Below are 12,593 nucleotides of genomic sequence, written 5' to 3'. Positions count from 1 at the left end.
GGGCTGTACTCTCCTTGTCGGCGCTCATGTAGCAAGGTGCGGACGTCGCCCGATTCCGGTCGCTGGCGAGTCTGGTTTACACCTTCGGCCGGTATAGTAGCCTTTGTCACGGTCGTCAAGGTGACCGGGAACTAGCATCTTGATTGTTGGAAGCACTTCACGCCGGTGGCAGGGGACGGCGTGACCGCATGAGCCCCTGTGCAAGACGACATGGAGCAAGACGCGATATGGACACTGTTTCCCCCACTCGGGTTCGCCCCGCCGGCTTTCGCACGCTGGCCCCGGCCTTGCTCGCCGCGGCGGCCCTGCTCGGCGCCGGATGCTCCGCCCCGGGCGGCGTCAAGGAGGCGATGGGCAAGAGCATGGAAGCGTTCGGGCTCAAGAAGCCGTCCGCTCCGGACATCAATACCGAGTACTCCGTCCCACTTCGCCTGTATGCCGGCGACAATCTCAACGCCGGCACCGAGAAGAAAGCCCTGGCCCTGGTGGTGCGGATCTACCAGCTTAAGGACACCCAGCGCTTCGAGCAGGCGCCGTTCGAGGCCTTCCTCGACGAGGCCCGCGAGAAAGAGGCTCTCGGCAGCGACCTGATCGAGGTCAACGAGATCCTGATGACCCCGGGCCAGCGCCACGAAGTCCAGCAGAAGCTGCCCGGCTCGGCCAGCCACCTGGGCGTGGTCGCGCTGTTCAGGAGCCCGGCCGCGAGCCGCTGGCGGTTTTCCTTCGACAGCCGCAAGGCGATCAAGGACGGCATCACCATCGGCCTGCACGCCTGCGCGATGACCGCGACCGACACCCCGGCCCTGACCACGACCCTGTCGTCGGCGGCCAATTCGCTGTCGTCGGTGAACTGCACCAAGCCGCGTCGCTGAACCGGGCGCCCCGGCCGCGGCATCGCGGCCGGTGGTCGGAAGTACGCTCGTACCAGTTGTAGTACCCTCGCCCTGTCGCCCAGGGTCACCCAATGGATAGGGGCGGCAGGCGTTAAACGAACCAATGCCCTTCGCTCCGGCGTTTTTGCCGAGCGACGGCCCGTCCCACCACCCGTCGGTCAGGGCTGGTCCGAGGCTTGGTTCGCCCCCGACGGTCGTCATCAATGGATTGCAGCGAGGCACGCGTGAGTCGGATGTCCAAGGTTTTCTGGGGTGAGGGCCTGTTCCTGCGCCCCCAGCATTTTCAGCGTCAGGATGCGTACCACGAGGGGCGTCTGCAGGACCTCTCCACGGCGCTGCATCCGTATGCCTGGGGCCTGCGCCAGGCCCGTTTCGATGTCCAGAGCCTCGCCAGCGGCACCCTGCGCGCGCTGCAGTTGTCGGCGATCTTCCCCGACGGCGAAAGCTACGCCGCGCCCGGCGACGACGAACTGCCCGAGGCGGTCAGCCTGACCGATCTGCCGGCCGGCGTGCAGTCGACCACGATCCACCTCGCCCTGCCCCTGCTCAAGGAACACGGCGGCAATTGCGCCGATGGCGGCAGCGGCGCATCGGCGCGCTTCACCCAGCACAACCAGCCGACCCTGGACCTGTACACCGATGCCAGCGAGGCCGAACTGGCTTACCTGCGCAAGAGCGTGCGCCTGCTCACCGATGACGAACCGCGCGATCCCTACGTGACCGTGCCGGTCGCGCGCGTGCGCCGTACCTCCACCGGCGGTTTCGAATTCGACGACGCGTTCCTGGCGCCGTCGCTGAGCATCGCCTCGTCGACGCAACTGCATGCGCAGCTGCGGCGCCTGCTCGATTCGCTGCAGGCCAAGACCGACGCGCTGTACGGACTGCACCGCGAGCCGTCGCAGCACATCATCGAATTCCGTTCCGGCGACATCGCCTCGTTCTGGCTGCTGCATACGGTCAACAGCTCGTTCGCCGCGCTCTCGCACCTGTTCCGTCATCCCGGACTGCACCCCGAACGCCTGCATCAGGAATTGCTGCGGCTGGCCGGTTCGCTGCTGACGTTCTCCAAGATCTACAGCCTCAGCGACCTGCCCCACTACGCGCACGCGCAACCCGAGGCCGGGTTCGAGCGGTTGTTCGACATGATCCGCGAACTGCTCGATACGGTGATCTCGGCGCGCTACTTCCAGATCGCGTTGTCGGAGGTCAAGCCGTCGTTCCACCTGGGCCGATTGGACTCGCAGCGTATCGACGAAAAATCGGTGTTCTACCTGGGCGTCGCCGCCGATATCCCCGGTCCCGAACTCATCCAGACCATCCCGGTGCGCTTCAAGGTCGGCGCGCCGGACGATGTCGAGAAGTGCGTGCTGTCGGCGCTGCCGGGTCTCAAGCTCGCCCACGCCGCGCAAGTGCCGGCGGCGATTCCGGTGCGCCCGGGCAGCTACTACTTCGCCATCGAACCGCGCGGGCCGCTGTACGAACGCATGATCAAATCGCAATCGCTGATGATCTACGTGCCGTCCGGCCTGCGTGAACTCAAGCTCGAACTCATTGCGTTGGTGCCATGAACTATCCCCAACCCCCGATCCCGCAAGGCATGCCGTCGCTGGGTCCGAACCTGGCCGCGCCGCCGGCCGCCGGCGCGCCGGCGCGCAGCCTGCTCGACCTGATGTCCGACGGCTTCTACCTGCTGATGCTGCTCAAGCGCGGCCAGTTGCCGAGTTCGGAAACCCCGTTCGTCGAATCGATCCGGCGTTTTCTCGACACTACCGAGCGCGGCGCGGTCAAGCTCGGCATCGGCTCGGAAGACGTGTACGCGGCCAAGTACGCGTTCTGCGCCGCGCTCGACGAAGCGATGCTGTCGCAGCCGTCCGAACTGCGTGAAGAGTGGGAACGCAATCCGCTGCAGTTGCGCCTGTTCGGCGAACACCTCGCCGGCGAGCACTTCTTCGATCGGCTCGAACAGCTGCGTTCGCAAGGCGCGCCGCGGCTGCCGTCGCTTGAGGTCTATTACTACTGCCTGCTGCTCGGCTTCGAGGGCAAATACCGCCTGGAAGGGCCGGAGAAGCTCGGCTACCTGACCGCGCGCCTGGGCGACGAAATCGCCTATCTCAAGGGCAAGCGCGCGCCCTTCGCGCCGCACTGGGCGCCGCCCGACCGCATCCAGCACGCCTTGCGCAAGATCACGCCGATCTGGGCGCCGGTGGCGATCGTCGGCGTCGGCGCGGTACTGGCGTTCCTGGCCTTCAGCACGCTGGCCGCGCGCCAGACCAATCAGCAACTCGCGCAGTACAACAACGTGGTGCAGATGCCGGCCGACACAGCGCAGCTGACGATCACCTTGCCCTGACGAACAACCTGGTGAAACGGATATGGATATCCCCAAAATCGAACGCACACGCTCGCAGGGTCGACCTTCGCGCCGGGCCCGCATGTTCCGCGCGGCCCCCGCCGCAGCCGCTTCGATCCTGGCCGCGCGCCCTCGACACCGCTTGATGGACGGCGGCGACGCCGCGCCGGGAGTCGCGCGCCATGACTGATCCCTACAGTCCTTTCGCCCTGGGCGGCGCCGTCGCCTCGTCGGCCGCGCCGGAACTGGCGCAGTTCGCGCAGACCTCGGCCCTGGCCGACGAACTGATCACGATGGCCCGCACCGGCGGCGACACGACCGCGCTGTCGGACGAGCTGATCGCGATGGCGCGCACCGCGCTGCCGGAGATCACCCGCGACATGCCGACCGTCGAGGTCGCCGCTTCGGCGATTCAGACCGAAGGCCTGCTCGGCAAACTCGCCGCCGCCGCGCCGGTCGCGGCGATGGTGCTGCAGTCGCTGCAGCGCGGCGCCAGCCATCAGGACGTCGCCAGGCAACTGGCGCCGGAAGCATTGAAAGCGATGGGAGTGCCGACCTCGTTCGCGCAGATGGCCGACCCGGGCATCGGCGCCGGCAAGAGCGCCCTCGCCGGCGCGGCGGCACCGGTGTTGCAGGACACTTCGTTCGGCGCGCATTCGCCGATGAACGAGGTAATCGCCGCGAACGCCGAACGCTACGACGCCATGCCCGCGCCGATCGCCCGCCAGGCGGACGCGTTCTCGCGTATGCCGCAGCAGCTCGCGCGCAACGTCGCGTCGGCGTTCAAGGGCGGCCAGTATCTGGTCGAAATCGACACCGCCCTGCCCGGCGCGTTCCTGGTCGAGCGCTTCCAGGGCCAGGAAGCGGTCTGCGACAGTTACCGCTTCGAGATCGACTGCATTTCGACCTCGGCGTTTCTGGAAACCGCCGCGCTGATCGGCGAGCCGGTCGACCTGCGCCTGCAACGCGCCGACGGCTCCTATCGCCACTGGCGCGGGCTGTGCAGCCAGGCCGCGCCGCTCGGCAGCGACGGTGGTTATTCGCGCTATCGGCTGACCTTGGAACCCTGGCTGGTGCTGCTCAAGTTGCGCCGCAACGCGCTGATCTTCCAGGACAGCGACGTGCTGCAGGTGCTCGAACGCGTGTTCGCCGATTATCCGCAGGCGGCCTGGCGCTTCGACGTCACCCAGACCCTGCCCAAGCCGGCGATCACCACCCAGTACCGCGAGACCGACTACGACTTCGTCACCCGCCTGCTCGCCGATGCCGGCCTGGCCTGGCGTTTCGACCACGCGCAAGACGACAGCGAAGGCGACGCAACTTCGGAGCCGGGCCAACGCGACGGCGCCACCAGCCACACCCTGGTGATCTTCGACCGTCAGGCCGAAGTACCCAGCGCATCGCCCGACACGCTGCGTTTCCATCGCACCTCCAGCACCGAAAGCGAGGACGCGATCGGCCACTTCAGCGAACTGCGCCAGACCACGCCCGATGCGGTCGGCACCGCGAGCTGGCAGGCCGAACAGGTCGAAGCGATTTCGGCCAGCGCCATCGGCGACGCGGCCGGGCCTAACCTGCCGCAGCGCGAGGTCTACAGCGTGCCGCGCAGCGGTCGCTATGCCGAGCGCGATCAGGCACAGAAAACCGCCGAACTGCGCCTGGATGCGTTGCGCCTGCCGCAACGCCTGCACGCCGGCGCCGGCAGCGGCCGCGGCCTCGATGCGGGCCGCGCGTTCACCCTGAGCCAGCACGCCGACCTGTCCGGTCAGGCGTTCGTGCCGCTGCGGGTCGAGCATCTGGCCGCGAACAACCTCACCTCCAACGCCAGCGCGATCCTCGACGCCTCCGGGCTGGAACGCGGCAGTTATCGCAATCGCTTCCTGGCCGTTCCGCTCGGCACCGCCATCGTGCCGCTGGTGCGGCCCAAACCGATCGCTCCGGGCGCGCAGACCGCGCGCGTGGTCGGCCTGCCCAGCGCGGCCAATACGGTCACCCGCGATCATCAGGTGCGCATCCAGTTCGCCTGGCAGCGCGGCTTGGCGCCGACCTACGGCGGCGCCAACGAAGCCGGCTCCAGCGCTCATCCCGATGGCCACGCGCCGGGCAACGAGACCTCCGGGACCTGGGTCCGGGTCGCCGAATGGCTGGCCGGCCCGAACTGGGGCAGCCACGCGCTGCCGCGCATCGGCGCCGAGGTGCTGGTCGAGTTCCTGCACGCCGATATCGACCAACCGCTGATCACCGGCCAGTTGTTCAACGGCGAAGTCGCCCCGCCGTTCACCGCCGGCCAGGAATCGGCGGCCAACCACATCGGCACCCTCAGCGGCTTGCACACCCAATCGCTCGACGGCAACGGCCGCCAGCAATGGGTGATCGACGACGCGCCCGGGCAACTGCGCCAGCGCCTGCACACCACCCTGGCCGACAGTCGGCTGGAGCTGGGCTATCTGATCCAGCACAACGACGGCCAACGCGGCGCGTTGCGCGGACAAGGCTTCGACCTGGCCACGCTCGGCTGGGGCAACCTGCACGCCGCCCAGGGCGTGTTGTTGTCCACCACCGCGCGTCGCGACGCGCGCTCGACCCAGTTCGACATCGCCGAAGCGGTAACCTTGCTAAAGGGCGCGGAGAAAACCGCGCAGATACTCAACGACGTCGCCACCCAGAACCAGGTGCCAATGCTGAAAGGCAATGAACAGCAGACCGCTTTTGTCACCGCTGTCGACGCCGGCCAAAACGGCAAGTACGACGGCGACGTCGCCGGCCAACCAGCCAGCAAACCCGGTGCCGGCGGCCGCCACGGTGGCGATCCGGTCGAACGCTTCGCCGGAGCGATGCTGGTCGCCGAATCGCCCGACAGCATCAGTGTCGTCACCCCGGCCAGCGCGCTAGCCTACGCCAGCGGCCACAGCCATATCACCGCACACGACGACGCCCACTTCGCCGCCGGCCAGACCTTCGCCGCCGTCAGCGGCGCGCACAGCGCCTTGTTCGCACAGGAAGGCCCGGTCCGCGCGATCGCCGCGCAGGGCCCGCTGAGCGTGCAGGCCCACGTCGGTACGCTGGAGCTGTTGGCCGATCAATCCGTCACCGTCACCGCCACCGACGACCGCATCGACGTGCTGGCCAAGCAGAAGATCGTGCTGCAGGCCGGGCAAAGTCAGGTCACCCTCGAAGGCGGGAACATCACCTTCGAATGCCCGGGGAATTTCACGGTCAAGGCCGGGATGCACCCATTCAAGGGTGGCGAAAGCGACGCGGCGGAGCTGGCAAAGCTGCCCGACACACGGCCGAAGCGTTTCGACGAAGGATTCATCCTGCTCGATCAACGCACCAAGCAACCTTTGCGCAACGAGGCTTACAGGATCATTCGCGCCGACGGTTCCGTGGAGGAAGGCGTCACGGATGAGCGCGGGCACACCCATGTCGTCGCCAGTCCCGAGGTCGAAGGCCTCAAGATCGAACTCGTGAGCGAGCGCTGAAGAATGGACACTCCGAACTGGAAGAAAGAGGGCGACTCGCAAACCAGCCCGCTCGAGAACAAGCAAAGAAAAGAAGTCGAGATCAAGAAGCCCCTTCGCGAGAACGTGATCTTCGTCGGCTCCGAAATGAACTACGACAGCTTCTGGCTGAAGATGATGTTCATCGCCGCGTCGTACCGCATCGCCAAGCACAATCAGCTCTTCAGGACCGCGGACAAGACCACGCTGGCCTATGTCGACAACGGCTATGTCAGGTTCGAAAAGCTGACGTTGGACTACCTGGCGCAAAACCATAACTGCAAGATACAAAAGATCACCAAGCAAGCCGACATCGCCACGCTGCTCAACGAAGACCGCGAAAATCACAAGCTTCAGGACGTCGCCTTCTTCTCGCACGGTATCGTCGGCAAGATATCCTTGAACTACGACGGCGCCACGGCTATCGATTTCGACGAAAAACTCATGAAATCCGTATCCTCGACCGCATTCACCCGCGACGGACGGCTGTTCTCCTACGCCTGCCGCACCGGCGTATCCGTCGAGGACTGGAAACGCGGCTTCAACAACGAAAGCGAGGCCGCGCCGCAAAACAGCCTGGCGCAGAAACTGGCCGATCACTTCGACATCGAAGTCCATGCTTATCTGCGGCGGACATTCTATGGCGACGTACTCAGAGCCAAGGCGCAATCTGCCGGCATCGCCTCCACGTTGAAGTCCACGCGCGATACGCGGAAGGACGATACGCTGATCGTCGATCTTCCGCCGGAACACGAGGCGTTGCCCCATCCGGGCCTGGCCGACAATGGTTCCACCGGGATTTTCGGCTACTTCGAACGCGGCGCCATCGGCGAAGGTACCGACAACTACGCGCTATGGCGCAAGCAGGGCGGCCGGGTCTTTCCCACCGCGGCCGATTCGCCAAAAGGACTTCCGACCGACATGCGCAGATTCGTATCCGCGAAACGGGCCAAAGCAGAGGCCGAGGCCAAGAAAAAATGACGGCGACCCGAGCCATCCACAGCCTTGCGATTGCCGTCCTCGCGGCGACAATGGCGATCTCATGCTCAAGGGAAAAATCGATGAAACTGGATGAGTTTCAGGTCATTCGCTGCCAACAGCTCGGCCGCGGCGAGTTCGACGAACTGCTGAAGGAAGAGGCTTCCAAGGGTGTCGCGCGCGCGACGGAAGGCGGCCAGGCGAAGAAGATCAGTTTCAATATCGACAGCGCGTCCGCCCAGGACGTCCTGATTTCCGTTTATTCCACCCGATCCGGCGAGACGCCGCTCTACCACGGCAAGTACTCGAACACGGTCGAGGTCCTTCCGAGCAGCGATCTGTTCAGGGACGGCGGCATGGACAACTTCTACTTCAAGTTCTTCGACCAGAAGAACGCACGCGTATGCAGTCAGATGCAGGACGGCGGCGCCGCCTACTGGGAGCAAGGGAAAAACATCCGGATCGAATTCCTACCGCAGAAGGACATAGATCCTGACATCGGGCGTCCGATCGGCCATCGCGCGCATCTGGAGTAAACCTACGACGGTCGCGAATGGCGCCGCCTCCGGGTCGCCTCGTTCGCTTACCGGCCTCTTCGACCGAACGTCGCAAGGCCCCCGTAGCACCTGCTGACCAATAAACACATGAAAACCGGTAGGGCCTCGCCTTTTTGACCGGTTCGAACCTATTGCGGCCACCCGCCGCTCGACCATCGCCAAAGTCGCGATGGCCACGGCTGAGCGGCGACTTCTGGCTTTCGATCACTCCATGTAGGCGGTCTTGTATCCGGTGAACCGTTCTGCCTGCAAAGTGAAGCAGAACTTCCCGTCCTTGATCGTCTTGTAGGCGAGGATAGCTCCCTCGATACAGACTTCCTCGCCGTCCACTCCATAGGTCAGCTTGCCCACGGTCGTCGGATCGCCCGACTCACCCTTGGGGCCGGAGTACGCATCGATCGGCAGCGGATAGGCCGTACGGGTCGCCGGATCGATCGCTACGATCGAGCTCTGGTGGTACTGCGGCCATTCGGGAATGGTCAAGAGAATGTAGCGCCGGTTGAAATCCGGCTTGCGCTTGGTGATCGCTTCGTCGATCAGCGCGAGGTGTCGTTCGTCGCAGAAATCCACCGGGCTGTACTGGAACGAACAGCCTTCGCTGCGATAGCCCATTTCCAGCCTGACCTTGGCCGGGATGGGCGACGGCTCCGAGGCCGGCTGCTCCGCGACGGGCCGTTCGGCGGCCAAGCGCTCGGCGGCGCCCTCCTGCCCGCTGCAACCGGGCGCGACGAGGCAAAACAGCAGGGCTAGGGCAAGCTTGGCTTTCATGTCGGGCCCGATCATCGAAGCTGGGAGATTTCCTTCAGTATCGCGCGCAAATTGCTCGTCGACTTCTGATTGGCGTGATTTGCCGCACTTTCGTAGTAGGACAGGGTTCCGTCGGAGGTGCGCTTGACGATGGTCTTCTTGCCCTTCTCATCGGTCTTCACCGTACTGGTGATCGCCCGCCCGTTCGGCGCCGCGATCGAAGCCCACTCCTGCGCGGCCGCGTACTGCGCGTCCTCGAAGGTGCCCTTGCCGTCGAAGACGAATCGCGCCAGGGCGCCGCCGCCGGCCTTGTAGATCAGGTATTCGCGGAATACGCGCTCCTGCATGGCCGCATCGTAACGCTCGTTGCCGCTGAGTTTCATCGCCGTCTTGGCCAGCCGCAGGGTGTCGAGCGTGGTCTGGTACTTGCCGGTCGCGAACATCCGGTCCTTGTCGGTGCCGGACAACGGATCGGTGGCGAGAATCTGATTGATCGTCTTGCTGGTTACGGTGCCCGCGGGTGGGTGCGGGAATGAATGCCCGACCTTGCCCTTTTTCACTCCCTTGGTACCGGAGTTGTAGGACTCATAGTCGCCTTCGCCATGCGCGATGATGTCGCCGATCCGGCGCACCAGGTCGTCCAGGCCGCCGCCGCGCGCCACGTTGAGAAAGTTGGCGATAAGACCCACGGGATGAAAGTGGAACGCAAGCGGCTTGGCGGGAAACCCCTTCACTTTCGTGGCCACCTGCGGCCACCACCGCAACTTGTCGATGCGGATCTTCTCCGCCTGCCACTCGGTCTTGCCGTCGAGCATGATCGGGTCGAGCGCGTTCCATTTCGCCATGTCGCCGCCCCATTCGGTCTCGTAACCAGCGATCAGGCGCGACAGCGATTCGGCCATCAACGGCAGCTCGTTGACCTTGCGCAACTCGGTCGCGTCGAACACCCCGTTTCGGTTCTGATCAATGATTTCATAGAGCTTGCGCACCAGCTTGCTGTTGTCGACCTTGTCCGCGCGCGCCTTGAAGTCCACGCCCTCGCCCGGCTTGGCCTGGCCGAGCCGGTGGAGCATGCTGGCCAGCATGTCCATGGGCTCGATGCCGCCCTCCTCGACCACCTCGAATCCCGGCCACGCCCAGGGCGACTGCCAGGACACCTTGTCCAACCCCTTCTCGCAGACCCAGCCGGTTGCGATCATGTTGCCGGTGGCCTCGGTGCTGGAAGTGCGGGCGTTAAGGCGCCACCAGCGGGTGCCGTCCGGGCCGGTGGCCTGGTCCACGCCCGGCACCGATTCGAGCTCTTCCTTGGACAGGACGCGCGCGATGCCGACCGTAGGCGCCTGCGCGTTCTTGAGCTCCAGCGGAAATGCGCTCCAGGCAGGCAGTTGCTTGGCCAGGTGCTCCTGCTGCGTGCCCTCGCGCCATTTCGCACGTTCGACCCACAGCGGTTCGCCCATCGGCACCTGCACCTCGCGACGCGTGTATTTCTTGCTCTTCGCTTCCGCCTCGTTACGGGTGCGGTCGGCGTCCTTGGCCCCTACGAACCAGCCGGTCCAGGCGCCACCCTTGGCGTAGGTCTTGGTCTGGCCGTTGTACGCGCCCAGCGCCTCGCGTTCGCGCAATTCCAGTTTGACCCGGGTGACCTTGGCCCAGCGGCCCTCCTTGGCCGAGCCGGCGGCCTCGACCACGCGCTCGCCCGCGCCGAGGGTCAGCTGCGGCTTGCTCGGGTAGACCATTTTCGCGCCGACATCGACGACGAACAGGCTGCCGCTGCCCGCCGGCAACGTCGCGGCGTACCGCCTGCTGTCCTCGATGAACTTCGGCACGTCGTCGCCGCCGAAGACCTCCAGATGCAGAAGAGGACGCCAGCCGCGTTTGGCCACCGGCTGCGCATCGTAGAACTGCTGGTACTCGCCGATGTAGCCGATCAGGGTTCCCGCGGCGATCGGCGCGGGTTTTTCCAGGACCACGATGGAATCGAATGCCAGGGGATCGCCGGGCTCGGGATCGAGTTCGGCGAGGAAGATCCAGCCGGCGCTCGCGGCGGGATCGACGGCGCCGTCCTTGATGGCCGGCGCGATCTCACCTTCCAGCAGCTTGGCGATCTTCGCCCATTTGCCATTCGGCGAACGCTCGCCGACTTCAACACGCGCGCCCCGGGGCAGGATGCCGAGTTTGTCGCTGTTGCTGGTCGCTTCTCGGCGGATATTGATTCCGACGACCTTGCCTTCTTCGCTCATCTGTCGACCTGTGCCCTTAGTCCGTTAATGGCTGCATCCGCATGATCCGGGAAGGATCAGCTCACCAGTTCCTCGTCCAGCTCCGGCCAGTTTCCGCAGTCGCCGCACTCGCCCTGGCGATCGGTGTCGGTGTCGGTGTCGGCGTAAGCCTCGCCCGGGCGGAGGTTCTGATAAGGGAACTCGATGCCTTCGAATTCCAGATCCGCCTCCGCGGGCAGCTCGGGCTCGGGCGGCAGCTCCTGCGCGTCGCGGGCGCGATCGCCGACCTGGAAGCGCTTGGCTTCGCCGCCCCAATACGTTGGTCGCGGCCGCTGCTTCGGATCGAGTTCCTGGTACCCCTGCCAATCCAACAGATGCATATACAGGCTGTAGAACACCAGGACCTTGGGCTTGGGCTTTTCCTTCTTTTCCGGTTCCTGCTTGCTCGCGGTGGCGGCCGCCGCCCGCACCGGCTTCTTGTCGCCCGGCTTGGCGGGTGTCTGCGCGGCCGGCTTGGCGGGCTGCTTCGCGTCCTTGGTTTCTTTCGGCTTTTCCTCCGGCAACTCCAGGCGGTGCCTGACGAGAACGAAACCGGTCGAGTACGCGGCGCGCTTCTTTCCGGGATTGAATTCGATCTCCGGATATTTCTTGTTGACCTGATAGGCGACGACTTCGCCGTCGTTGATGCACCGCACGCCATGGAATTGGTCGAGCACCGTCCCGCTGCCGGCATCGAAGTGGATGCCGCCGTGCCACAGGCCGTTGACGCCGATCGGATAGAAGCCGTCGTGCACCCGCGACATCGCGCCGGCGACACCACCGGAGGTACCCAGGTACAGCCCGCGATTGATCGGACGCTTCTTGTCCTGCGCGTCGAAGGGGTAGGCCCAGGGCCCCTTCTCGCTCGTACCATGCCCGTCGCCGCCGAAATCAAAGGAATCGGGAGAAACCGGCACGCCATTGACGATCACTTCGAAATGCAGATGGTTGCCGGTGCTGCCGCCGGTGCTGCCCACCAGCCCCACCGCGTCGCCCTTCTTGATCGTCTTGTCGCCTACTTTCAGCGGCGACTTTTCCCGCATGTGCGCATAACGCGTGAGCACCGTCTTGCCGCCGATGGAGTGCTCGAGCAGGACGTACCAGCCCCACCCCGTTTTCTTTTCCTTGTTGTACTGGAAATCCACCGCCTTGACGGTGCCGGCGTAGGCCGCGGGAATAGGCGTGCCCGCCGGTGCCGGCCAGTCGTCGCCGCCGTGCTTGCTCACCTTGCCGGTGATCGGATGCTTCTGGACGCCGAAGAACCGCGAACGCGCGCGGAACCCCGCTCCTGGATTGTAGGCCGGCATGTC

The 12,593-nt window shown here is 65.3% G+C and carries 9 protein-coding genes; 6 read left to right on the top strand and 3 right to left on the bottom strand.

The genetic code is table 11. The features are described 5' to 3' along the window. The first annotated feature begins 227 nt into the window (after nt 1–227). The 6 genes from tssJ to IEQ11_RS12250 all read left to right on the top strand — a co-directional run bounded on the left by tssJ (nt 228) and on the right by IEQ11_RS12250 (nt 8,257). Complete coding sequence (gene tssJ, locus IEQ11_RS12275) at nt 228–872, top strand: type VI secretion system lipoprotein TssJ (protein WP_191820602.1); 645 nt, start codon at nt 228–230, stop codon at nt 870–872. 254 nt (nt 873–1,126) lie between these two features. After that, complete coding sequence (tssK, locus tag IEQ11_RS12270) at nt 1,127–2,461, top strand: type VI secretion system baseplate subunit TssK (RefSeq protein WP_191820601.1); 1,335 nt, start codon at nt 1,127–1,129, stop codon at nt 2,459–2,461. After that, entirely contained in the window at nt 2,458–3,243 is a 786-nt protein-coding gene (gene icmH, locus IEQ11_RS12265) for a type IVB secretion system protein IcmH/DotU (protein WP_096414543.1), read from the top strand. Before tssK ends, icmH begins: the two co-directional genes overlap by 4 nt. A gap of 182 nt (nt 3,244–3,425) precedes the next feature. Next, on the top strand, nt 3,426–6,725 hold the full coding sequence (locus IEQ11_RS12260; protein ID WP_228464379.1) for a type VI secretion system Vgr family protein: 3,300 nt from the start codon (nt 3,426–3,428) through the stop codon (nt 6,723–6,725). Between the two features lie 3 nt (nt 6,726–6,728). Next, entirely contained in the window at nt 6,729–7,724 is a 996-nt protein-coding gene (locus IEQ11_RS12255; RefSeq protein WP_191820600.1) for a hypothetical protein, read from the top strand. A gap of 80 nt (nt 7,725–7,804) precedes the next feature. Continuing rightward, nucleotides 7,805–8,257, top strand: a complete 453-nt coding sequence (locus IEQ11_RS12250; protein ID WP_191820599.1) for a hypothetical protein — start codon at nt 7,805–7,807, stop codon at nt 8,255–8,257. Nucleotides 8,258–8,482: 225 nt separating this feature from the next. Here the strand turns inward: IEQ11_RS12250 and IEQ11_RS12245 are convergent, their stop codons facing one another. Genes IEQ11_RS12245 through IEQ11_RS12235 form a run of 3 tightly spaced genes read right to left on the bottom strand, consistent with a single transcriptional unit; the run spans nt 8,483 to nt 12,590 of the window. Further along, nucleotides 8,483–9,046 (bottom strand): hypothetical protein, encoded by a 564-nt coding sequence (locus IEQ11_RS12245; protein ID WP_191820598.1) that lies wholly within the window; start codon nt 9,044–9,046, stop codon nt 8,483–8,485. Between the two features lie 11 nt (nt 9,047–9,057). Further along, complete coding sequence (locus tag IEQ11_RS12240; protein WP_191820597.1) at nt 9,058–11,265, bottom strand: SH3 domain-containing protein; 2,208 nt, start codon at nt 11,263–11,265, stop codon at nt 9,058–9,060. Nucleotides 11,266–11,321: 56 nt separating this feature from the next. Continuing rightward, the gene (locus IEQ11_RS12235; RefSeq protein ID WP_191820596.1) at nt 11,322–12,590 is read right to left on the bottom strand and encodes a M23 family metallopeptidase; all 1,269 of its coding nucleotides are present in this window, start codon (nt 12,588–12,590) and stop codon (nt 11,322–11,324) included. Nucleotides 12,591–12,593: the final 3 nt, after the last annotated feature.

It is taken from the genome of Lysobacter capsici, assembly GCF_014779555.2.
GTDB classification, from domain to species: domain Bacteria; phylum Pseudomonadota; class Gammaproteobacteria; order Xanthomonadales; family Xanthomonadaceae; genus Lysobacter; species Lysobacter capsici.
Note: the sequence above shows the minus strand (reverse complement) of the source record. Positions and strands in the feature narration are given on the sequence as shown.

Coding starts and splice junctions, on each gene's coding strand:
- tssJ (WP_191820602.1), top strand. CDS start 228: ATGGACACTGTTTCCCCCACTCGGGTTCGCCCCGCCGGCTTTCGCACG.
- tssK (WP_191820601.1), top strand. CDS start 1,127: ATGTCCAAGGTTTTCTGGGGTGAGGGCCTGTTCCTGCGCCCCCAGCAT.
- icmH (WP_096414543.1), top strand. CDS start 2,458: ATGAACTATCCCCAACCCCCGATCCCGCAAGGCATGCCGTCGCTGGGT.
- IEQ11_RS12260 (WP_228464379.1), top strand. CDS start 3,426: ATGACTGATCCCTACAGTCCTTTCGCCCTGGGCGGCGCCGTCGCCTCG.
- IEQ11_RS12255 (WP_191820600.1), top strand. CDS start 6,729: ATGGACACTCCGAACTGGAAGAAAGAGGGCGACTCGCAAACCAGCCCG.
- IEQ11_RS12250 (WP_191820599.1), top strand. CDS start 7,805: ATGAAACTGGATGAGTTTCAGGTCATTCGCTGCCAACAGCTCGGCCGC.
- IEQ11_RS12245 (WP_191820598.1), bottom strand. CDS start 9,046: ATGAAAGCCAAGCTTGCCCTAGCCCTGCTGTTTTGCCTCGTCGCGCCC.
- IEQ11_RS12240 (WP_191820597.1), bottom strand. CDS start 11,265: ATGAGCGAAGAAGGCAAGGTCGTCGGAATCAATATCCGCCGAGAAGCG.
- IEQ11_RS12235 (WP_191820596.1), bottom strand. CDS start 12,590: ATGCCGGCCTACAATCCAGGAGCGGGGTTCCGCGCGCGTTCGCGGTTC.